Below are 22,836 nucleotides of genomic sequence, written 5' to 3'. Positions count from 1 at the left end.
CCTGAATCTGTCAGCCCTTATCGGAACTGTTATGTCCAAGCAACAAGCACTCGCCAGTGTTCGCCAATACCTGTCCGACGGCCATTTCGAAGCCGACTTGCGCCGCCGGGTAGCAATTCGCAGTGAAAGCCAGGCTCCTGGCCAAGCGCCGGAATTGACGCGTTATCTGCATGAGGAAATACAACCGACCCTGGAGCGAATGGGCTTTGAATGCCAGGCCCTTGAGAATCCGAAGGGCGCAGGCCCACTGCTGTTCGCTTCGCGTCACGAAGGCGCGGACCTGCCGACGGTACTGACCTACGGGCATGGCGACGTCGTACTCGGTTATGCCGAACAATGGCGTGAAGGCCTCAACCCCTGGGTGCTGACCGTGGAAGGCGATCGTTGGTATGGACGCGGCACCGCCGACAACAAAGGTCAGCACAGCATTAACCTGACAGCGCTTGAGGCTGTGATCAAGGCCCGCGAGGGGCGCTTGGGATTTAACGTTAAGGTCCTGTTTGAGACCGGCGAAGAATGTGGCTCGCCCGGATTGCGCGAGGTCTGCACGGAAAATCGGCAGTTGCTGCAAGCCGATGTATTCATCGCTTCGGACGGCCCGCGCCTAAACGACAGCCGTCCAACCATTTTTCTTGGTTCTCGGGGCTCAGCGCTGTTTTCCGTTGAGGTGCAGGCGCGCGACAAAGGCTTGCACTCTGGAAACTGGGGAGGCGTCATGTCCAACCCGGCAGTCGTGCTGGCCAACGCACTGGCCAGTCTGGTGGATCAGAACGGCCGTATTCTCTGCCGAGGACTGGTCCCCTCCTCCATACCCGACTCAGTGCGTAAAGCGATCCACGACCTGAACATTAATCAACACTCCCTCGGCCGCCCCTTGGATGTTGACTGGGGTGAACCGGACCTCACCTTAGGTGAACGGCTCTTTGCCTGGAATACCCTGGAAATCCTCGCGTTCACGGCGGGCAATCCTGCCAAGCCTGTGAATGCCATTCCACCGTCGGCTATTGCACATTGCCAATTGCGCTTTGTGGTAGGCACTCATTGGCAGAACCTGGAACACCTGCTGCGCCAACACCTGGATGCTGAAGGCTTCCACTGCGTCAAAATCGTCATTGATCGTTGCACGCCCAGCACTCGACTGGACCCTGAGAATCCATGGGTGCTTTTCGCGAAAAAGGTCATGTGCGACACAACACCCAGGCAGATTGCCGTACTACCTAACCTTGCCGGTACGCTGCCTAACGACATTTTCGCTGACGTCCTGGGGTTACCGACCTTGTGGATTCCGCACTCCTACCCCGGCTGCTCACAACATGCGCCAGATGAGCACTTGCTGGGTTCGGTGGTCCTTGAAGGCCTGCAAATCATGACTGCCCTATTCTGGGAATTGGGCCACGTGGCGCAAACCAGCACTTAGAAAATAGGGCGTTGATCGACCCTTTATATCTGCCGCTCACACACTTACAAGACCAGGAGCGTCGAACATGACAGCGTTATCGTCCACCCTCGTTACACCTGCAACTGAACGGACCAAATCCATATGGAAACCGGTCGGGGCCGCCTTGATCGGAAACACCCTTGAATGGTTTGACCTGTCGGTTTACGCCTACTTTGCGTTAACCATCAGCAAGGTATTTTTCCCCGCGGCAGACCCAGCAGTATCACTGTTTCTGGCATTCGCAACGTTCGGCATTTCGTTTCTGATTCGTCCGCTGGGCGCTGCGGTTCTGGGCTCCTATGCCGACCGACAAGGCCGCAAGAAAGCATTGAGCCTGTCCATATTGCTGATGCTGATCGGCACGGCGACGATAGCGGTGATGCCCAGCTATGCCACTATCGGGATAATCGCCCCCATCGGCATTCTGTTTGCGCGCCTGCTGCAAGGTTTCTCCGCAGGCGGTGAGTTCGGCAGCTCAACCGCGTTCATGATGGAACACGCCCCGCAAAAGACCCGTAACTTTGTCGCGAGCCTGCAATTTGCGAGTCAGGGCTTTGGCGTGGTGATCGCCTCTTTATTCGGCTATTTCCTGACGACAGGTCTTGATGATCAGCAGATGCTCGAGTGGGGTTGGCGGGTGCCGTTTTTCTTTGGTTTGATTCTTGGTCCGGTGGGGCTTTACATCCGCCGTACGGTGGATGAGTCTCCTGACTTCAAGGAGAGCGAGCCCGGCTCGCAGCCGTTAAGGGATGTGCTTCTTTCACAAAAGACCTTGTTGCTAGTCGCAATGGGCGTGCTGATCGTGTCGACAGCATCCAATTTCATGATCAAGTACATGCCGTCCTATGCGTCAACTACATTGAACATTCCGCAGTCGTCGGGCTTCCTGGCTACGCTGACCGGCGGCCTGATCCTTACCCTGGTGACACCCATTGTCGGCTTCATTACCGGGTTCGTCAGTCGTATCAAAATCATGCTCTGGGCCTCGACCATCTATATCCTGGCGATCATTCCGGCATTCGTCTGGCTGAACAAAGTGCCTAGTGCAACGTCGCTGTTAATCGTTGTCTCGATGATGGCGCTGATCAAGGCCGTTTACTTCGCACCGCTAGCCTCACTAATGGCTGATGTGTTCCCCATCCATACCCGGGTGACGGGCATGTCGTTGAGCTACAACCTGTCAGTGACGATCTTCGGCGGCTTTGCGCCAGTGATTGCCACTGGATTGATCGCACTCACAGGTTCTCAGTTGGCGCCCAGCTTTTATCTAATACTGGCGGCCGCCCTTAGCATAAGTGCCTTGTTGGTTGCCAAACGAAAGTTGAAGCTGTCTTAACTCAGCCCCTCTGACCGTACACCTCACCAAAACCAATAAGGCAGAAACTTGGGTGTCGGCTCATTGGCCAACTCCAAGTGGTAAGTAATAGAATTAAAGAAAAACATATCCAATATAAGGAAGGCGACAGCACCAAAAGAGAAAATCACAAATTCACGATGTGGATGCGCCCAGAAACGTGACTCCATCCAGGGCCGAACTGCAACAAGGGTAATCAAACCCACGGACGCACCGAGATAGTGGGGCCGAAGAGGGGTCACAGCATAAAGACCATATATAAATGCAAGCAGCAACAGTCCCAGCCCAATAACAGGCAAGTTCAAGCAAAACCCCAACAGCTTATCTCTGACACTTACAAATAGTTGGCTGCGATCTACGAAAATGTAGGCAGCCAACAAGGAAATGGCGGGTGTAATTGAAAGTACATAACGCGCCTTTTTGGAGCTTGGAATCGTGAACAGCACGATGACCACAAGGAGCCAGCCAGTGAGGTACAAGAGCATGTTCGTGGTCGGATGAGCTGAACGCTCAAAAAAATACTTGCCCTTCTTGATAATGACGCTCAACGCGATAACAGCGGTTACGCCATAGGTCAGCAAGCCGGCAGAGAAATAGAAGTAATAACGGGGCGCGTGATCACTGCCAAACCGCCCCAACCCCTGCATGATCAAGACCTCTTGTAGAAAGGCGTCACCACCTTGTACGTAGGCAGCCCATGTCAGCACTGCAACACCTGTGGCCAGGACGAGGCCCGCTAACAAGGAGAACACCACCAGCATGCGCCACTGCCGGCTTAACAGATAATAGGAGGCAACTACACTGGCAGGGCCGATCAGGCCAATAGGGCCACGAAATGCAAAGCCCAGCGCAAGTCCCGCGAGTACCAGTAGCAACCGAAAACGTTGTTTATGCACCTCTCCCGAATAAGCCAGGTAAAAGCACATCACGGTAAATAGTGCAGGGTATACATCCAGCGCCAAGGAGTTTACGCCGTCCAGGAATGACCAGGTGAACAGAGCAAACACAACACCATAGGCACCCCATTTTTTTTCATGCAACGCACCCAGCTTGTAAATAAACACCAGCATCAAGGCGGCGGCAACACAAAAAGGGAAGCCCATAGAAAGGATGGATACACGGCCAAACGGCAAGGAAACCAGATACACGAGGAGCGTGTTGAGCACCGTATAATCAGGGTATGGCTGCAGATCATCCGCGATTGGAAACAGCGTCACCCCATGCTGCAGCATATACTGGGCAAAGTCGACAAAGCGCGTGGTGTAATTGAGCACGGCGGGTTTGTATTGCAGAATAGCCAATACAGTAAATGCCATTATGAAAATAAATGAGCATGGCTTATTTACAGCCACTTCCTTTAACCGTTTCATGTGACCCTGCCGCCCCTGAAAACGCGCAGGCTAGCATGTTGTTTTTGGGGCCATCCAGACTGCAAAAGTAAAGAGTTGTTAAAAGCAGTACAGTCTATTTATTCAAGCTATCCAGATGCGCGCACGTTCTGAACGCGAGCTGAATAACACTTAATAAAGTTGTAACTCCCCCAGTACAGGTCTTGTTTTTTGCAAATAAACTCTAACAACGTGAGGGCTCAGGGTGTTTAAAAGCTTGGTATTTACTGACTCCGACAACCTCATGATTCCGACATCACCACCATCACTTCAGCAACTGCCCCCTCCTCGCCTTCCGCCAGATAGATATGACCAACTGAGCTATTGAAATAGGCTGTTTCGCGGCAACCGATGCCGAGGGATTCACCGGTCTCGAACTGAATCCGCACGCGCCCCGACAGGACCACTGCGAACTCTTGCCCAGGGTGGCGGATGTAGTCCTCGAACTGGCTCAGCTCGCGCGCGTAAATGCGCGCATACATCGGCGTCATGCTACGCCCGGGGAAATCCCCCGCCATCGGGTGATAGTCATAATTCCCTGTGCTGTAGCCTGCCGCACCATCGATGGCGGTGCTGACGGCCGTGGGCTGTACAACGCCAACACCCGGCCTGGACGGGTTGAAAAGCTGAGCAATGTCCACACTCAGTGCCCGCGCTGCAGCCGCGAGTTTTTCGTAACTCACCGACACTTGCGCCAGCTCCATCTTCGACAAGGTCGACAACGCCACGCCTGAACGCTCGGACAGCTGCTTTAGCGTCAACTTCTGGTTTTTGCGGATCACTCGCAGACGGGCACCGACATGGGCGCGATCTATCAAGGGATGGTCCGTGGGACACGAGACTCGGTCGGAACTCATGCAAACTTCTCTGCCGTACGAAAAACGGTGCCTGAGGCTGAACCAAGGCAAGGGCTGAAATAATACCTCAAGGCAATAGGTTGACTGGAAAATTCTCATATCTTACATTTCTCTTATCTGAGAATTATAAAAATAGAGGGAAGTGCATGTCTTCCCCATCCCCAGAGAGAGGTATTTCGGTATGCACGACAGCGAATGTTTTGATTTCGCCATCATCGGCGGCGGTATTGCGGGGGCTTCACTGGCCTATCGCTTGGCTGGGCAAGCCAGCGTTGTGATGCTTGAGCGTGAGAGCCAGCCGGGATATCACGCCACCGGACGGTCCGCCGCGATGTTCATGGAAAGCTACGGAACACCGCAGATCCAGGCATTGACCCGCGCCAGCCGGGACTTCTATGAACAACCGCCAACTGATTTTACCGAACATGCGCTGCTGGAGCCTCGCGGCTGTCTGTACGTTGCAGGTGAGGGGCAGCAATCCCTGCTGAAACAAACCTTCGAAGACAGCCGGGCACAGGCTGGTAATGTTTCATTGATTGATACCGAGCACGCCCTTGGGTTGGTGCCCTGCCTGCGCCCGGAGGCGATTGTCGGAGCGATGCTCGAAACCGACGCCCGCGACCTGGACGTTCACGCGTTGCATCAAGGTTTTTTGCGGGCCATGCGCCGTGCCGGTGGCGTACTGCAGTGCGATGCCCAACTGAGTGTCGCCACCCGCGAGGGCCATCATTGGCTCCTGACACTGGCCGACGGCCGCCAGTTGCGCGCACGCAATCTGGTCAATGCCGCAGGTGCCTGGGCCGACGAGGTGGCGCAGCAATGCGGCGTGAAGCCCATTGGGTTGCAGCCCTGCCGACGTACCGCTTTTACCTTCGACGGCCCTGAGGGCATGGACTTCTCACGCTGGCCTGCGGTGATCGGCATCGACGAAAGTTTCTACTTCAAACCGGACGCCGGCCAACTGCTCGGCTCGCCGGCCAACGCCGATCCCGTTCTGCCACAGGACGTGATGCCCGAAGAGCTGGACATCGCCACCGGGATCTACCACATCGAAGCAGCCACTTCCTTGACCATCCGCCGCCCACGCCACAGCTGGGCCGGCCTGCGGTCGTTCGTCGCCGACGGTGATCTGGTAATCGGCTGGGATGATCAGCGCGAAGGTTTCTTCTGGCTGGCTGCACAGGGTGGTTATGGCATTCAGTCTGCGGCCGGCGTATCGCAACTGGCCTGTGCCCAATTGCTCGGTCACCCCCTACCCGAAACACTGAGCCGCCAGGGCGTCGAGCCACAACGCCTGGCACCTGGCCGCTTGCGTTAATCATTCATCCCAACGAGGTTCCGTACCATGTCTGACGATCTCCAGCGCTATCCCAGCCACCTGCCCTATCCGTTCTCCAAGGCCATTCGGGTCGGCGGTTTTTTGTACCTCTCCGGACAAGTACCAATGAACCCTCTGGGCGAGGTGGTGCTCGGTGGCATCCGCGAGCAAACCGAGGCCGCCATGGCCCGCATCGGCGAGACCCTGGCCGAATGCGGCGTGGGTTTTGACCAGGTGGTGAAGGCCACGGTATGGCTGACGGACATGCAACATTTCGCCGGTTTCAACGAGGTGTACAAGCGCCACTTCGAGAATGGTTTCCCGGTGCGCTCCACCGTCGGCGGCGCCCAATTGGCGCTGGGGGTCGATGTGGAGATCGAAGTCCAGGCCTGGGTCGGCACCTGCTGATCCACCTCTGCTGTTTGCCAGTGCGATGCCCCGGGATGGCCATGAACAGTGGTCGTCCCCATAAGCCATAACAAAAACAATTCGAGGGAAATCGTCATGAAAGAAAGTCTGAAAATAGCCGGCGCGTTTGTCGGAGTGATTGTCGGCGCTGGGTTCGCTTCCGGTCGGGAGCTGATGCAGATGTTCGTGGATTTCGGCGTATGGGGATTACTCGGAGCGGTGGTCAGCGCCGCTTTCTTCACCTTTCTCGGGATGGCGTTGGCGGGCATGGGCAGCCGGCTGCGGGCAAAGTCCCATAAGGACGTGGTGTATGCACTGTGCGGACGTTACCTGGGCACCTTTGTCGATCTGATGATCACCTTTTTCATGTTTGCGGTGACCGTAGTCATGTTGGCCGGCGGCGGTGCTCTGTTGGAACAACAATTCGGTATCCCCGCTATATACGGCAGCGTGGCGGTGACCCTGATCGTGGTCGCCATCGTGTGCCTGGATGTGCAGAAGGTCATTGGTATGATCGGCGCCGTCACTCCACTGTTGATCCTGACGGCGGTAGCGGTGGCTCTGTATGGCGTCGCCACCCGGGGCTTGAGTTTCGGTGAACTCAATCACCTGGCTAGCCAGCAAAACGCTGGCGCGAGCCATTGGCTGCTAGGAGCGTTGTTGTACGTGTCTTACAACATCGTTGCCGGGGTGCCGTTTCTGGCAATCATGGGCGGCGCCGCAAAATCCGAGAAGCAGGCCATCTGGGGTGGCATCTTCGGTGGTGCGTTGCTAGGGCTGCTGATGCTGGTGATGAGCCTGGGATTGCTGTCACGCCTGGACAGCGTGGCGGACCTGCCAATGCCCATGCTGTATATCGCTACGGAGGTTTCACCGGTCCTCGGCCTGCTGATGGCAGTGATCATCTTCCTGATGATCGTTAACACCGCAGTCGGTACCTTGTATTCCTTTTCGGCCCGACTACTACCAGCAGGCACTCGCAAGTTCCGCATCGGCTCAGCGGCCACTGGCGTCCTTGCTTTCGTCGGCAGCCTGGTCGGGTTTGTAAGTTTGGTGGGCCAGGTCTATCCACTCTTTGGCTACCTGGGCTTTTTGCTGATTGGCTCAGTGGTCGTTGGTTGGTTACGCGTAGGACGCCTGGCCCAGGCTTAAACAGTCGAAAGTGGCGCGCGGACCAAACAAACTGTCAGCGCCCGGGGCAAACGGTTACTGGCGTTGGCGGTCACAGATCCAGCCCCATGCATTGCTGGTCGATCAGAGTCAGTGCCAGGATGCTGACCCAACATCTAAAGACGTCCACGGACGTCTTTTTTTATGCCTGGCGTTCGATCATGAGTCACATAGACAATCACCCCTCCTTATCCCATCATTCTTAATCCCCAAGCACCCGCTCCGTTCTCCCACGCGAGGTCAGCCATGGATTATCTTGCGGCATTAACCGCCTTCATCGAGTCCGCAGACAGCAACAACTTTTCCCGTGCCGCGGACCGGTTGAACATCAAGGCCTCCACCGTCTCCCGTTACATCAAAGAGCTTGAACAGGACCTGGGCATTGCCCTGTTCAACCGCTCCACCCGTGCGTTACACCTGACCGAAGGCGGTGAGACGTTCCTGCTCCACGCCCGCGAAGTATTGAAGCAACTGGAGCGTGCAAAAGCGGCGACCTCGGCACTGAATCAACACCCACGCGGGGTGTTGAAGTTGAATGTGCCTCCGGCGTTCTGCCGCCATCATCTGATGCCAAGGTTCAAAGGCTTCCTCGAGCGTTTCCCGGAGATCAAGCTTGAAGTCACCCTGGAGAATGCCCAGGTCAATCTGATCCATGAAGGCGTCGACTTGGCGATCCGGATTGGCACGCTGGCCGACTCCACGCTCAAGGCGCGCAAGCTGGCCGATGAGACCTTGAGGGTGTGTGTCAGCCCGGCGTTTGCTGCCCTGTATGAGCCGCCTTCAGCACCCGAAGACTTGATTCGCTATCCCGCCATTCTGGGTACTCAACTGTCAGACGAAATCACGCTGATTGCCAACGAGCACGCTGTGCCGATTTCACTGTCGGGCAGCTTGCGGCTCAATGATCTGGATGCACAGCTCATCGCGGCCAAAGAGGGACTGGGCATCGCGCTGCTGCCGGACTGGCTGGTGGCGAAGAGTCTTGAGCAAGGCGATCTGCAGGTTTGGCTGCCGCAATGGCGCGCGCAGTCCACGGAGCAGCGCTCTGCCATCTGGTTTGTCTACCCGCCCAAGCGTGTCGTCTCTTCAAAGGTGCGCTGTTTTATCGACTTTATCGTGAGTCAGATTGGCGACCCGCCTTACTGGAAATCCTGAGGCAAAGTCGCCATCTCATCCAGTCAGCTGAAGCGGATGTCCAACGAGCGCAGGTGGGTTTGCAAGCCTGCGTCCTGGACCGGAATCAAGAAGGCTTCCCGATCCGACTCGTTAAAGTGCGCGTGCCAATACCCGGGCGGCGTCACGAAGGCCAGGCCTGGGCTCCAATCGACTCGAACGGGGTTGTGAATCTGCCCATCCGCCGCAAGCTCGGTGCCCACCAGGGAATAGCAGCCGTCGGGGCAATCGATGATGAAGTCCAGGGCGATGGATTGGTGCCGGTGCGGTTTCTGAATCGAGCCCGCCGGCAGGATGCCGTACATCGCCCAGAGTACGTGGGTCACTGTCCGGGTTTGAGGGAAGTTGCGGTTGGCCAGCAGGATGCTGATGCGGCTGCGGTCCTGAGCGCGCGGGTCCTCTGCGGCTTCCCGCAGCTTTGCATTCGCGACCTCGGCGGGGTAAAGGGTCGGGGCGAAGCGATCGACCGTGGGGGTCACGCCCAGGAACCGCAGCAACGGCTCGTCATGGACGTAATACAGACGCGAGTCTTCGGTCGCAGTAAGCACCACCGCATCAAGCCCCGGCAGTGCCATGAAGCATCCTTTGGCCCATTCAAATGCATGCAGGCCTTGAACGAGGCCACCGCTGCCGGCGATGACATACAGCACCTGGGACGTGGCATTCGGCTCAAGCTTCAGGCTATCTCCGGCATTCAGCCGGATAAAATTGGCGCAGAGCCCAGGCCCCGTGGCGGGCCCTTCACAACCCAGCGACTCGCTCAGATCAAGGGGAACAAGCCTGGTCTCACCCGAGTTGTAAAGCGATGCAGGAAAGCTGTGATAAGGAATGCGGGTGATCAGGTTGGCGCTTATCGGGTTCGCCGCCTTGCTGTATTCGAAATACTCCGCTTCGCGCTCATGGGCAGGCAACTCGGTGCTGAGGCTGGTTTTGAGTCGGGTATTCATAATCTCCACCTTGATGTGCGCTTGATGGCTGCGCGGGTGGAATGACTATAGGAACCCTTCACCCCAGGAGTAAGTGCTCAACCGGCACAGCAGTTGTGTCTAAAAGGGCAGCGATCTTATTGGAGCTGATGCGCCGCCCGCACCAATCGTCGCGCAGCCTCGCGAAGTTCCTCCCGATTCAACGAAGCAAACCCCAGCCGCAAGGCATTCTCTGCTTCGTCCACAGGCGAAAACAGTCGGCCACTGCGCACCACCAACCCGTGTTCCAAGGCTCTTTGCACCAGTTGGTCAACGTCGATCCCAGCCTCAAACCGCACCCAAAGCGCCAACCCGCCTTCCGGCTCGCGAATTGAAATCCGTTCCCCAAACCCCTCCAGCAAGCACGCTTGCAGCGTTTCCCGACGCAGGCGATATTCCTTTGTCACGCGCCGCAGGTGCTTCTTCAGTTCACCGTTATTGATCAGATCCGCCAGCATCTGCTGCGTGACGGCATCGCCCTGCCCCAAGACCAGCGCAGCGTTGCGGTTGAGCACTTCGATCACATCGGTCGGCGCGACCACGTAACTGCAGCGGTAGGTCGACCCCAACGATTTGGACAGTGAGCCGATATAGATCACATGCCGCTGCGCGCTGTCGCTGGCGAGGGGGGCGTAGGGCCGGCCGTCAAAGTGATACTCATGGTCGTAGTCTTCCTCGATCACGCAAAAGTCGTGCTGCCTGGCCAGCGCCAGCAAGTGTTGCCGGCGTTCGGCGTGCAGGCTGACGGTGGTCGGAAACTGGTGGTGGGGGGTGACATAGATCATCCGGACGTTGTGGACCCGGCACAGTTCCTCTATGTGATCGACCCGGCAGCCTTCGCTGTCCATGTCCACGGTCACGAGGCGAGCGCCCAATTTGCGGAATATCTCCCACGCCGGCGGGTAGCTCAGGCGCTCCACCAGCACCACGTCACCGGGTTTGAGCAGCGCACTGGCAGTCAGGTACAACGACATCTGGACGCCTTGGGTCAGACAGATGTGCTCGGCGCCCACGGCCAGGCTGCGATTGTTGCGCAGCATTTCGGCCAGGGCTTTACGCAGTTCATAGCTGGTGCCCTCGCTGCCGTGGCGCACGGTATTGGAGGCAAAACTGCTGCGCAGGGCCCTGCGATAGTAGCGATGCAACAGGGCTTGGGGCAGCAAACGGTGGTCACAGGCGCCGTTATCGAAGAACAGGACCTCGGGCCGATGTTGCAAGGCGGTCATCTGGTCGTTTTGGGCGAAATACGCAACGGCGGGTTGTGCCTGGAGTTCCAACGCGAAGGACTGCGGTTCACTTCGGGCACCGGGTGCGGTTGCCAACTGCGCGCTGACAAAAGTGCCTCGACGCGGTTCGCTGACCAGCCAACCCTTGGTGATGGCCTCTTCGTAGGCGAGGATCACGGTCTTGCGGTTGACGTCGAGCAACCGCGCCATTTCCCGGGTCCCAGGCAAAAGCGTCCCGGGCGACAGGCGACCGTCGATAATCGCGCTCACCAACCCTTCGACGATCCTGCGATAAGAGGCTTGGGACTCAACCCCATCCAGCTTGAGCAGGAGTTGCCATTTGCGCATCTGGACCATCTGAATTATCCAAAACTGGAGGTTCTAATGGTCCTAAGTCTAGCGCAACAATCAAGCCTCATTCACCCCGAGGTCTTTATGAACACACGTCATGTCATTGAATTATCGCCCTCGGGCAAAACCTTCGAGGCCGGTGAAGAGTTGCTGCTCGACGCCATGCTCGCCAGTGGACTGTCAGTGCCGTTCTCGTGCCGTCGGGGTGCTTGTGGTTCGTGCAAGGTCAAAGTCATGGGAGGCCAATACCGTGACAAGGTTCTGCTGCCAGGCGCCCCAGCCCCGTCTTACCCCCTCGCCGACGATGAATTGCTGCTGTGCCAGAGCCATGCCTGCGCCGATATGCGCCTGGAAATCCCCGGCTGGTCGCTGGACACGCCGACGCTGGAAGTCACCGCGCATGTGTTGAGTAAACGCGCCCTGAGCGTTGATATCACCGAGTTGGTGCTCAAGCCCGACGGCCTGGAGGCGCTTGAGGTGCGTGCCGGTCAGTACGTCAAGTTTCGCCTCGATGAGGGCGATAGCCGCTGCTTCTCGATTGCCAATCTGCCGGCACAGGATCACGGCCAACTGGTGTTTCATATTCGCCGGGTCAGCGGCGGGCTGTTCTCCGAGCGCAGGCTGGCGACACTGGAGGTGGGCGACACACTCACGCTGGAGGGCCCGTTCGGTGCGTGTACCTGGCAGCACGATGATGATCGCCCGCTCGTGCTGTTCGCCACCGGAACCGGCTATGCCGGCGTCAAACCGCTGCTGCTCAGCGCACTGGAGCGCAATGCCGAGGTGACGTTGTATTGGGGCGGCGCATGGCCGGCGGATTTTTACGACCGCGACTTCCTCGACCAAGCCATCACCACGCACCCGCGTTTTTCCTGGCACGCGGTCTTGTCCTCAGAATCCCAGGTACAGCAGGTTGCGCTTGGGCAAAAGCATCGTTGGGCGGATGCCCAGGTCTACGCCTGCGGGAACAGCTCAATGATCTGCACGGTCCGCGAGCAATGCCTCGCGGCCGGCCTGTCGGCTCATCGGTTTGTCGCTGAGGCCTTTGTGCCCAGCGGCCTGTCGCAACCCACTCCAGGAGCCAAACCGCTGGACCCGGTCTGGGAAAAAGTCGGCCCGCGCTATTCACTGGACGGCATGTTGGCGGCCCGCGAGCAGTCGGTACGCGCCCTGGCGTTGATTGCCAGTCAACTGCGCGTCGGGATGACCACGGCCGAAGCCATCGATATGGCCAATCAACAGTTGCAGATCATGGGCGCCTCCCACACGTGGCATCCAACCTATATCCGGTTTGGTGAAGACACCATTCGCACACCACGCCAGGGTATCGATCCGCAGCGCAAGCTCCGCGCGACCGATATTGCCGTGGTCGATCTCGGCCCGGTGTGGGACGGTTATGAGGGCGACTATGGCGACACGTTTGTGTTTGGTGAGCACCCGCTATACGAGGCGTGCGTCAAAGCGCTGCATGAAGTATTCAACGAAACCCGCGAAGCCTGGCACCGCGGGCTGACTGGCCAGGAGCTGTACGATTTCGCTCAGCACAGCGCGGCCGCAAAAGGTTGGGCGCTGGAGCGCAATCTCGCCGGGCATCGCATCGCCGATTTCCCTCATGCCTTGTTTGGCGATACAAAACTGGCTGAGCTGGAGATCGTACCGAGCGAGATGGTCTGGGTCCTGGAAATCCAGTTGTGCCACCCCACCGAAGCGGTCGGCGCGTTCTTTGAGGACATTCTGATCGGAGAAGCCACTGCGCCCCATTGAATCAACGCCCCAAGGCGAACGATCCGGTCGGCAGATCGTTCGCCTTCAATGTAGCTACACTTGCAAGCCGTTATAGTCGACACCGTTCCAGCGGCACCTGAAACCCACACTATCAGACAACCGGAAGTCCGATACCTCATGCTCAAACCCGCCCTGCTTCTGACCCTCGCCACCGTCTCGACCTTCGCCCATGCAGACCTCGCTGGCGTCTGGCAAGGCACACTCGGCAAGACACCGATCACCGCCTGTTTCAACGCGGCACCCGACACCGGCGGCAGTTACTACTACCAGCGCTTCCTCGCACCGATCCAACTGGCTCAAGAAAAGGCCGGTGAACCCTGGGCGGAGGAAGGTAAAACCGGGTTCTGGCAGTTGGATGAACCCCAGGGCGATACGCTGACGGGAACCTGGAGCAAAGCCGCAGGCGCTACGCCGTTAACGTTGACGCTGAAGCGGGCAAGCACCGAGGGCTGTGGCAGCGACGCCTATAACGCGCCAATGGAAGCCGCACCACTGCCCGCCAAGGTGGAGAAAAAAACCTTCGGCGAACATCGCTATCAAGTCAAAACCCAAGGTGCTCAAGTCACCTTCAAGCTGGATGGCGATAGCCCGGCGATCCAGAAGATCAATCAGCAACTGGCACGTCTGGCCGTCAGCCCCGAGGGCCAGAAAGAGTTTTTCAGCGAACGACGTGAGTACCTGGGCCGTAGCGGCTCTGCCAACACCAGTGAAATCACGGTCGACCCCACGTATTGGTCGTCCCGGTGGATCACCGTCAAGTTTTACCGCTGGACCGCAGGCTTCGGTCGCAACGGTATCAGTTGGGGCCTGCACACCTGGAACCTGCAAACCGGTGAAAGCGTAGATCCCTGGACCTGGCTTGGCGGTCGTCAGAAATGGTATGACCCCTACTCCGGCGAAGTAAAACTGTCCCCCACGTTCAGCGCCTGGTTGGAAAAGCAAACCCCCGTGGACGAAGGCTGCCCGGCGGTCACCAGCTACTCGACCTTCGACCTGAGCTTCAACACCCAAGGCCTGCAACTCTCGACGCCCGCCACCGGTGACGGTTGCGACAATGAATTGAGTTTCACCTGGGACCAACTGGCGCCAGTGCTGTCGGCACAAGGCAAAGCGGCATTGCCCAGCCTGAAGTTGCCTTAACCACTACCAGCCCAGGTATCTACACATTTCTTGAAATCCCTGCCCCCCTGAAATCCCTGAAATCCTGTAGCCGCTGCCGAGGTACGAGGCTGCGATGGGCAGCGAAGCGGCCCCAAGGCGGTCCTGCGGACCGCATCTCAGCCTCGTGCCTCGGCAGCGGCTACAGGGTTTTCGCAGGACGCAAAAGATATGTAGATACCTATGCCAATGCCAGACCGGCCTTAATGCCTGTCAGTTAAGGGATGAAGGCAATCCCGTGTGGGAGCTGTCGAGCTTTAGCGAGGCTGCGATGGCGGTGGGTCAGGCAACATCCATGTTTGCAGTACCGACGCCATCGCAGGCAAGCCAGCTCCCACCTTTGATCTTCTCTGTCTTGAGGCCCTGCCTTCGCTTAGCTGATCGACATTAAGGCTAGCCTCACAAAAACCCATCACTCATTCACGAATTGTTAAGAATCGCCCTCGTATACTCACCGATTGCCCGAACCGTTCCCCCGAACGGTCCCTTGCCCACGGTAGCCTGAATCCATGACGCGCTCCGCTCCGCTGCTGTTCCTGCTCGCTGCTCTGCTGTTTTTCTTCGCCCTAGGCAATCACGAGTTGCAAGGCTCGACCGAAGCCCGGGTGGCCGGGATCGCCATGGCCATGCACCTGGACAACGACTGGGTCGTACCTCGGTTGTTTCGGGAACCCTTCCTGGAAAAACCCCCGTTAAGCCTGTGGATCGACGCCGGGGCGATTCGCCTGTTTGGCGGCACTACTTGGGCGGTACGCCTGGCGTCGGCGTTTGCCGGCCTGTTCAGCGTGATGTTGCTGTACGGGATGTTGCGCAAGTTTGGTCGACCAAAGACCCTGGCGTTTGTCGCGGGGCTGATGCTGGCGACCATGGGCAGTTATTGGAGTAACTCGCGTGGGGTCGGTGAGGATGCGCTGCTCAGTCTGGGCGTGACCATGGCCTTGTTGGCGTTCTATCAGGCCAATCGCCCCGAGCCTGAGCGCTCGGCCTCCAACCTCGGCACCTGGCTGCTATTTACCTTGGGGATGCTGATTGCCACGTTGAGCAAAGGCGTACTGGGCCTGGCGATGCCGGGCATTGTGATCTTTGTCTACCTGGCCAGTACCAGCCTGATGGATAAGCGCCTCACACTTGGCGACTGGATTCGCCCTGGGCTGTTCACGCTGCTGGCCCTGGTGCCGTTGATGATCTGGCTGGGCTTTCTGTTCCAGCGCGACGGCATGCAGGCGGTTCGCGAGGTGCTGTTGACCAACAGTGTCGGGCGTTTCAGCGGGTCCTTCGTCGAAGCCGGTCACTACGAACCGTTCTACTACTACCTCGCCAAATTACCCGAAGCGTTTTTGCCCTGGAACATCCTGGTGTACCTGGGGCTGTGGCACTTCCGTAAAAGCCTGATGCGCAACCGTTACCGGCTGTTCTTCAGTGTGTGGCTGGTGGCGCAGTTCACCTTGCTGACGTTTGCGTCGAGCAAGCGCACGGTGTACCTGATGTCACTGACACCTGCCGCTGCTGTGCTCGCGGCGGAATATGGCGCGGTACTGCTGGAGTGGCTGAAAGGCCGCACACAAACCTCGCACTTCGCCAAACACGTCTACGGCCATCGTTGGGGGCTGGTGGGAGGCCTCCTCACCTTCGTAGTGGCCTGCTACCTGATCGCCGCGTTCTGGTTTGCGCCAAAAGCCGATGTACGCCAATCGTTTGTGCCGGTGATCAGCCAGATCCAGGCACTGCAGGCCGAGGGCAAAGAGGTGGCGCTGTATCAACCGAACGAGCGGATCGCGGGCGCCGGGGTGTTCTACATGCAAGCGTACTTGCCGATCCTGCAGACAGAGCCGGAGCTCAGAAGCTACCTCGCCGCCAAGCCAGGCAATGTGGCGTTGCTCGATCGCACCGAGCAACTGGCGGCCCCCGTCACCGTGATCAAACAGATGTCGGTCAATCGCCAGCCTTACTACTTTGTAGAGCAGTGAGTCAGAGAGGAGCGCTTGAACAAGCGCTCCTTCACGCCCTTACTGAGCGGTTTTCAGCTTGACCACATCACCGGACACCTTGGTGGTGTAGCCGGTCAGCACCCACGCCCAGAACCAGTTTTCCTGGATTTGGGTGTTGATCATCGCGTCGCCGCCCTTGGCCTGGATGGCAGCGGTTTGAGCGCGCACGAAACGGTTATTCTGCTTGATCGGGATGAACCCCAACAGCAGCATACCGGTGGCTGTCGCTTCACTGTGGCCAATCACGGTGTATTGGCTCGAATCCAGTTGCTGGGTCTTCATCGCGGTACCGGTGCAGCCACTGACGGCCAGGGCCAACAACAGGGAAGCAGCGATTTTACTGACGTGGTTCAAGGTAAAACTCCATGTGCAAAAGCCCGGGACTCAGTTCTCGGGCGCGGCGTACTCTAACGGCATTGCCGCCGGATGAGAACAGTTCTCTACCAGAGCGCTAGATCGTACGTCAGGTAAAACCGCCAGTTATCCCGGTCACTGGCATAGGTTGAACGGTATGTCGCCTTGCGCAACTCGACGCCCAAACCTTTGAAAGTACTGTCCTGAATTACATAACGCAGGTTGGTATCAGACTCCCACTCGCGCGCCTCGCGGCCCTTGAAGTCGCCGTTCTGGCCCTTGTAGTAGCGGGTCATGAAACTCAGCCCTGGCAGCACCGCAGCAAAGTCATAGTCGTAACGCAGCATCCAGGTCTGCTCACCGGCCTGGATGAATTTACCGACACCGGCATTGCTGAAGGAGTACACCGTCGACACACTGGCGTAGGGCAGCGCGGTATCGCCCGTGACTTTCTGGTAACCGACGCCCAACGCCTGCGCCCCCAACCGATAGGTGAACAACCCGCTGAACATGTCACTGTCGACCGTGCCGTTACGCGCTTCGCCCGCTTCATTGCTGATGAAATAGCGCAAATCGCTGGTCAGGCTGCCGCTGCCCAATGACTGTTTATGCACCAGTCCAAAAAATTGCTGGCGATAGAACTCACGCATTTCACCGTAATACCACGTGCCGCTGAGTGTGGGCGTGAAGGCATAGGTGGCACCGGCGAAGTCAAAGTCGCTGCCCTTTTTTCCGCTGTAGCCTTGGGGGTAAATATCCACGCTGTCGGTGGAGTTGCGCTGTTTGAATTTTTCCAGGTGCCCAGTGTGTAAATACAGATTGCGAATACCGGTGTACTCGACTTGAGTGCCTTGAAAGGTTTGCGGCACCAGCCGGCCATCGTTGTGCACCAGCACCGGGATTTTCGGCAGCAGCGTGCCGGTTTTCACGACGGTATCACCGATGCGCATCTTCGCCGTGACGCCCAGGCTTGAATATTCGCTGGCTGCACGACCATCGTCGTGAACCGGCAGCAACCCGGTGCCGGAATGGGTGCGGCTGGAGTCGAGCCGGATCCCTGTCAGGCCCAGCGCATCCAGACCGAACCCCACCGTACCCTCGGTATAGCCCGATTGCAGGTTGAGCAAAAAACCTTGGGCCCACTCTTTACGGTCCTCGCCGCCGTCGCGATAGTCGTCGTTGAAGTAGTAATTGCGCAGGGTCAACCGGCCATGGGAGTCCTCCCAAAACCCCTGGGCCATCAACTGCGATGACAGGCCTGCCAGCAAGCCCACAGACACAAATCCTCCCTTCGTGATCAGCTCACGCATAAATTCCCCCCAATGCCTTATTGTCGATTTTATGGGCAGTTGCACCGTGCGACAGGCTGGACGGCATGTCGCATTGCGGCGGACACTAACCCCTCATCGAACGCCCGACAACGTTATGCGTGAAGCGCATCAGGCTATGCGCAAAGCCCCTTGCGCCGCCGCAACCGACAGGAAAATCACGGTGAATCTCAAGCAGCTCGAAGCCTTCAAGGCGATCATGTCCACCGGCTCGACCATCGGCGCAGCGACGCGTATGGGCCTTTCGCAATCAGCGGTCAGCCGCTTGTTAAGCCAGTTGGAAGATGCGCTGGGCTTTGCTTTGTTCCTGCGTAAAAAAGGTCGGTTAATGGCCACCCCGGAAGCGGAAGAACTGCTCACCGAAGTCGCCGGGCTGGTGGACGGTATGCAGCGTATCCAGCGCTTGGCCGATGAGATGCGCGTGGGCCGCTCACGCAAGAGCCTGCTCAAGGTCGGGGTGCCCACCAGCATGGCCCAGGAACTGTTGCCACGTATCGTTGCCGAGTTTCTCAAGGACCGTGAGGACATCGTCGTCGAGTTGCTGACCGGCTCCTATGACATGATCGAACGGGCCGTACTGGACCGTTCCGCCGACCTGGGTTTTGTGCGACTGCCCACCGAGATTCCCGACTTCGAGACTGAGCCGGTGCTGGACACCGAAGGCGTGTGTGTGATGCCGATGGACCATCCACTGGCCCGCCACGCGGTTATCGAAGTGCAGCATTTGCGGGAGGTGCCGCTGGTGATGCTGGGCCGACAACGAGCGCTGCGGGCTGAATTGAACCAGATCTTTCGCGCCGCCAACCTGACGCCCCAGGTGCGGGTGGAAGTGCATTCGGTGGGCGCCGCGTGCAGCTTTGTGGCCGAAGGCCTCGGGGTGTCTATCGTCAATGGTTTGCTGGCCAGTCACTTTCTGCATTTGCCGATTGTCATCCGTCCCTTCCGACCGGCATTGCCCTATGCGTTTGGCTTGGCATTTCGCGCCAATGAGCCACGCTCGCAGGTGGTGACCGCCTTTGCCGAGCACCTCAAACAACGGCTGGCCGCACAAAACGCATACCCCAACCCACCCCACGCATAACGTTGTGGCCGGTAAAACTTTGCCCTAGTGTCCGCCCCACAAGCGTCACTACCCACAACAATAACAGCGTGTTGATCCTGCCCAGACAGGACTCGCGCCCGGGGCAGCCAGCATGACCGAACCACAGATCATCCGTACCCAACCGCCTGCCGAGACATCGGTGGACAAACCCGCGCAGCGCAAACAAATCAACCCGGCAATCATCCTGCTGAGCATCGTCTTGCTCGCGGTCGCCTTCACCTACGCAGTGAACTCGGGCAAGTTCCAGCGCCAGAATGGTCTGGTGGTTCCCGGCTCCTATCAGGTGCTGGAAAAACACGATTCCCTCAGCCAACTGTTCTCCCTCGCGCCGCGCAAAGCCGACGACAGCGTGGCCCGCCCGGTGTCGCTGATAGAAGGCTTCATGGCCATTCCCCAGGGCATCGAGAAACGTGCAGCGCTGATTTTCATGGTGCTGTTCATTGGCGGCATGTTCGGCGTACTGAACAAGGCCGGGGTGATTGATGCCGGGCTGGAACGCCTGCTGGGGCTGACCCGGGGCAATATCTACGTGCTGGTGCCCAGCCTGATGCTGGTGTTTTCCGCCGGCAGCACCTTCATGGGACTGGCCAAGGAGTTCATCCTGATCGTTCCGTTGATGGTCGCAATGGCCAACCGCTTGGGCCTGTCGAACCTAATCGGCCTGGCCATCGTCACCATCTCGGTAAAGATTGGTTACCTGGCATCGATCTCCAACCCGGTGGCGCTTTCGGTGGCCCAGCCGATGGTCGGGCTGCCGATTTTCAGCGGCTTGAGCATGCGCGTCCTAGCCTATTGCACCTTCTTGCTGGTGGGCATTGCGTTCGTATTGTGGAGCATTCGCAAGCACGGTTTTGACGCCAGCGCGCAGATCACGTTTGAACGCAAACCGCTGCCACTGCGTCACCTGTTGAACCTGGTGTTGCTGGGTGTTGGTATTGGCTTCCTGGTCTATGCCTCCAACCGCTGGGAGTGGAAATACCACGAGCTGTCGGCGTTCTATCTGCTGCTGACCGTGGCCTTCAGTGTGATCGCCGGGCTTGGCGCCAGCGTTGCCGCCAGCGCCTTTGTCGACGGTATGAAGAAGGTGCTGATCGCCGGCGTCTTGATTGGCCTGGCCACCGCCGTAGAAATCATCCTCAGTACCGGCCAGGTGCTGGACACCATCGTCAATAGCCTGGCCAATCTGGTGGGCGATCACGGGCCTGTGGTCTCGGCCTACGGCATGTTCTTCGCACAATTGGGGCTGGACGTATTGATCCCGTCCACCTCGGGTCAGGCAGCGGTGACCATGCCAATCTTCGGGCCGCTGGGGCAGTTGTCTGGTGTCAGTCCACAAACCACGGTGTTCGCCTTCCTGATGGGGAACGGCCTGACCAACATGATCACCCCGACTTCCAGCGGCCTGCTGGTATTGCTGGCGACCGCGCAAGTGGGCTGGGGCCAGTGGGCCCGGTACATCCTGCCGCTGTTCTTGATCTACGCGGCACTGGCGATGGTGCTGCTGGCCATCGCGGTAGCGGTTGGGTACTGAATCGATGACTGTCCTCCAAGGAAGTGTTTTCCCCATGCAGATGCTGCACAACCAGATGATCCCGATGCGTGATGGCATCCACCTGGCTACCGATATCTACTTGCCGCAGGGTCTGGAGGGGCCCTTCCCGGTAGTGATCGAACGTACGCCCTATGACAAGAGCAAACCTTCACGTTCGGAAAAGCAACTCGACGGCCAGCACATCTCCCGTGAGCAAATGGCCGCCCGTTTCACCGCTCAGGGCTTTGCCGCGATCTTCCAGGATTGTCGCGGCCGGTATAGTTCCGAAGGCGTATTCATCAAGTACACCGCCGAGGGCGAAGATGGTTTCGACACCTTGGCCTGGATTGTCAAACAGCCCTGGTGCAACGGCAAGGTTGGCAGCATGGGGCTGTCCTATGCGGCCCATACCCAACTGGCAATGGCCTGCCTGAGCCCTCCGGGCCTGTGCAGCATGGTGCTGGACAGTGGCGGCTTCGCTAATGCCTACCAATGCGGGATTCGCCAAGGTGGTGCGTTCGAGCTCAAGCAAGCCACATGGGCCTGGCGCCAGGCCAAGGAAAGCCCGGCAGCCCTGGCTGATCCACAGATCCGTGAAGCACTGGAGCAAGAGGACATTCACCACTGGTTCAGCCGCATGCCCTGGCAGCCCGGTCAATCGCCGCTGCGCCATGTGCCGGAATACGAAACCTATGTGCTGGACCAGTGGGCCCAGGGGACGTTCGGTTCATATTGGAAAAAACCCGGTATCTACGCCGAAGGCCATTACGAGCGTTTGCCGGATATTCCCGTACTGTTCATGTCCAGTTGGTACGACGCCTATGTCAGTTCGACCTTGGCCAACTACGCCGCTTTCCACAACAGCAGTACACGACCTCAACACTTGATCATGGGCCCCTGGCTGCACGGTGACCGCAATATCAGCCACAGTGGCGATGTCGAATTTGGGCCCAACGCGACGTTCGACGGTCAGGTCGCCAAGGACTGGCTGAGTTGCCGTCTGGACTGGTTCGAGCGATCCCTAAAACCCGCATCAAAAATATTGCCGGCGAGCGTGAGCGTGTTCCTGATGGGCGGCGGGAGTGGCGCCATGGATGAAAACGGCCGCCTGCAACATGGCGGCCGCTGGCTACACAGCTCGCAGTGGCCACTGCCCGGTAGCCAGTCGCAGAGCCTTTATCTGAATGTGCAGCGACAGTTGCACCCCACCTCGCCCACCGAAGCCGACGCCCACCTGGACTATTACGCCGACCCCGCCGAGCCGGTACCCACTATTGGCGGTGCCCTGACCTCCGGCGCGCCGGTGTTTGTCGGCGGCGCCTTCGATCAGCGCGAGCGCCCGGACTTCTTCGGCACCCGTGGCGATAACAGCCCATTGGCCGAGCGCAGCGACGTACTGAGCTTCCAGACTGAACCACTGAGTGAAGACCTGATCGTCGCGGGCGCCGTACAGATTGAACTGTGGATCGACAGTGACGCCCCCGATACCGATTTCACCGCCAAGCTGGTGGATGTTTACCCGCCCAGCGCGGATTACCCCGAAGGTTTTGCAATGAACATCACCGATGGCATCCGTCGCTGCCGCTATCGTGACTCCTGGGAACAACCTGCACTGATGACGCCCGGTGAACGGGTCAAAGTGCTGATCGAGCCCTTCGCCACCTGCAACCTATTCAAGCAAGGTCATCGCGTGCGCCTGGACATTGCCAGCAGCAACTTCCCGCACTTTGATGTCAACCCCAACAGCGGCGAAGCCGAAGGCCAGGCCCTGCGCCCACAGACTGCCCACAACCGGGTACACCTGAGTCGCGACTTTGCGTCACGGTTGATCCTCAGCGTCCTGCCTGCCAGCGCCGTCCCCGATTGCTGATCACCCTCAAGCGCCCCCCTGGGCGCTTGCCACCCAAAACCGTTTATCTGTGAATCCAACCTTCGCAAAAAA

18 protein-coding genes are annotated in these 22,836 nt (G+C 58.4%); 12 read left to right on the top strand and 6 right to left on the bottom strand.

Translation table 11 applies throughout. From position 1 onward, the window contains the following. The first annotated feature begins 31 nt into the window (after window positions 1-31). On the top strand, window positions 32-1,417 hold the full coding sequence (locus GNF76_RS16405) for a M20 family metallopeptidase (protein ID WP_155584188.1): 1,386 nt from the start codon (window positions 32-34) through the stop codon (window positions 1,415-1,417). A 67-nt stretch (window positions 1,418-1,484) separates the two neighbouring features. Further along, entirely contained in the window at window positions 1,485-2,774 is a 1,290-nt protein-coding gene (locus GNF76_RS16400; protein ID WP_155584187.1) for an MFS transporter, read from the top strand. A 23-nt stretch (window positions 2,775-2,797) separates the two neighbouring features. On the opposite strand, the gene GNF76_RS16395 is transcribed toward GNF76_RS16400, so the two are convergent. Then, complete coding sequence (locus tag GNF76_RS16395; protein ID WP_155584186.1) at window positions 2,798-4,162, bottom strand: ArnT family glycosyltransferase; 1,365 nt, start codon at window positions 4,160-4,162, stop codon at window positions 2,798-2,800. 260 nt (window positions 4,163-4,422) lie between these two features. Then, window positions 4,423-5,037 carry a helix-turn-helix domain-containing protein gene (locus GNF76_RS16390; protein WP_155584185.1) on the bottom strand — a complete coding sequence of 205 codons (615 nt, stop codon included), beginning with the start codon at window positions 5,035-5,037 and terminating at the stop codon, window positions 4,423-4,425. A 181-nt stretch (window positions 5,038-5,218) separates the two neighbouring features. Between GNF76_RS16390 and GNF76_RS16385 the strand changes: the two genes are divergently transcribed. The 4 genes from GNF76_RS16385 (at window position 5,219) to GNF76_RS16370 (ending at window position 9,088) form a co-directional block, all read left to right on the top strand. Further along, on the top strand, window positions 5,219-6,355 hold the full coding sequence (locus tag GNF76_RS16385) for an NAD(P)/FAD-dependent oxidoreductase (RefSeq protein WP_155584184.1): 1,137 nt from the start codon (window positions 5,219-5,221) through the stop codon (window positions 6,353-6,355). A gap of 27 nt (window positions 6,356-6,382) precedes the next feature. After that, on the top strand, window positions 6,383-6,763 hold the full coding sequence (locus GNF76_RS16380) for a RidA family protein (RefSeq protein ID WP_155584183.1): 381 nt from the start codon (window positions 6,383-6,385) through the stop codon (window positions 6,761-6,763). A 96-nt stretch (window positions 6,764-6,859) separates the two neighbouring features. Further along, entirely contained in the window at window positions 6,860-7,915 is a 1,056-nt protein-coding gene (locus GNF76_RS16375) for a YkvI family membrane protein (RefSeq protein ID WP_155584182.1), read from the top strand. A gap of 264 nt (window positions 7,916-8,179) precedes the next feature. Beyond that, window positions 8,180-9,088, top strand: a complete 909-nt coding sequence (locus GNF76_RS16370) for a LysR family transcriptional regulator (protein WP_155584181.1) — start codon at window positions 8,180-8,182, stop codon at window positions 9,086-9,088. A 23-nt stretch (window positions 9,089-9,111) separates the two neighbouring features. Here the strand turns inward: GNF76_RS16370 and GNF76_RS16365 are convergent, their stop codons facing one another. Both GNF76_RS16365 and pdxR read right to left on the bottom strand, forming a co-directional pair. Next, the gene (locus tag GNF76_RS16365) at window positions 9,112-10,053 is read right to left on the bottom strand and encodes a cupin domain-containing protein (RefSeq protein WP_155584180.1); all 942 of its coding nucleotides are present in this window, start codon (window positions 10,051-10,053) and stop codon (window positions 9,112-9,114) included. Window positions 10,054-10,169: 116 nt separating this feature from the next. Then, the gene (gene pdxR / locus GNF76_RS16360; protein ID WP_155584179.1) at window positions 10,170-11,654 is read right to left on the bottom strand and encodes a MocR-like pyridoxine biosynthesis transcription factor PdxR; all 1,485 of its coding nucleotides are present in this window, start codon (window positions 11,652-11,654) and stop codon (window positions 10,170-10,172) included. Here pdxR and GNF76_RS16355 point away from each other — a divergent pair, their 5' ends adjacent. The 3 genes from GNF76_RS16355 to GNF76_RS16345 all read left to right on the top strand — a co-directional run bounded on the left by GNF76_RS16355 (window position 11,655) and on the right by GNF76_RS16345 (window position 16,558). Beyond that, on the top strand, window positions 11,655-13,412 hold the full coding sequence (locus GNF76_RS16355) for an NAD(P)H dependent flavin oxidoreductase family protein (RefSeq protein WP_155584267.1): 1,758 nt from the start codon (window positions 11,655-11,657) through the stop codon (window positions 13,410-13,412). A gap of 138 nt (window positions 13,413-13,550) precedes the next feature. Beyond that, entirely contained in the window at window positions 13,551-14,573 is a 1,023-nt protein-coding gene (locus GNF76_RS16350) for a hypothetical protein (protein WP_155584178.1), read from the top strand. A gap of 527 nt (window positions 14,574-15,100) precedes the next feature. Then, a complete protein-coding gene (locus tag GNF76_RS16345) occupies window positions 15,101-16,558 on the top strand; it encodes an ArnT family glycosyltransferase (protein ID WP_155584177.1) in 1,458 nt (485 codons plus the stop codon). A 39-nt stretch (window positions 16,559-16,597) separates the two neighbouring features. Here GNF76_RS16345 and GNF76_RS16340 read toward each other — a convergent pair whose 3' ends face one another. Together GNF76_RS16340 and GNF76_RS16335 are read right to left on the bottom strand one after the other, a co-directional pair. Further along, window positions 16,598-16,933, bottom strand: coding sequence for a hypothetical protein (locus GNF76_RS16340; protein ID WP_155584176.1), 336 nt, complete (start codon window positions 16,931-16,933; stop codon window positions 16,598-16,600). Window positions 16,934-17,019: 86 nt separating this feature from the next. Further along, window positions 17,020-18,243 (bottom strand): OprD family porin, encoded by a 1,224-nt coding sequence (locus GNF76_RS16335; RefSeq protein WP_178123367.1) that lies wholly within the window; start codon window positions 18,241-18,243, stop codon window positions 17,020-17,022. Between the two features lie 181 nt (window positions 18,244-18,424). On the opposite strand from GNF76_RS16335, the gene GNF76_RS16330 reads away from it, so the two are divergent. The 3 genes from GNF76_RS16330 (at window position 18,425) to GNF76_RS16320 (ending at window position 22,764) form a co-directional block, all read left to right on the top strand. Then, complete coding sequence (locus GNF76_RS16330) at window positions 18,425-19,342, top strand: LysR substrate-binding domain-containing protein (protein WP_178123366.1); 918 nt, start codon at window positions 18,425-18,427, stop codon at window positions 19,340-19,342. Window positions 19,343-19,454: 112 nt separating this feature from the next. Next, complete coding sequence (locus tag GNF76_RS16325) at window positions 19,455-20,894, top strand: YfcC family protein (RefSeq protein WP_155584174.1); 1,440 nt, start codon at window positions 19,455-19,457, stop codon at window positions 20,892-20,894. A gap of 34 nt (window positions 20,895-20,928) precedes the next feature. Next, window positions 20,929-22,764, top strand: coding sequence for a CocE/NonD family hydrolase (locus GNF76_RS16320; RefSeq protein WP_155584173.1), 1,836 nt, complete (start codon window positions 20,929-20,931; stop codon window positions 22,762-22,764). Window positions 22,765-22,836: the final 72 nt, after the last annotated feature.

Origin of the sequence: Pseudomonas spelaei, assembly GCF_009724245.1 — a bacterium.
GTDB classification, from domain to species: Bacteria; Pseudomonadota; Gammaproteobacteria; order Pseudomonadales; family Pseudomonadaceae; genus Aquipseudomonas; species Aquipseudomonas spelaei.
Note: the sequence above shows the minus strand (reverse complement) of the source record. Positions and strands in the feature narration are given on the sequence as shown.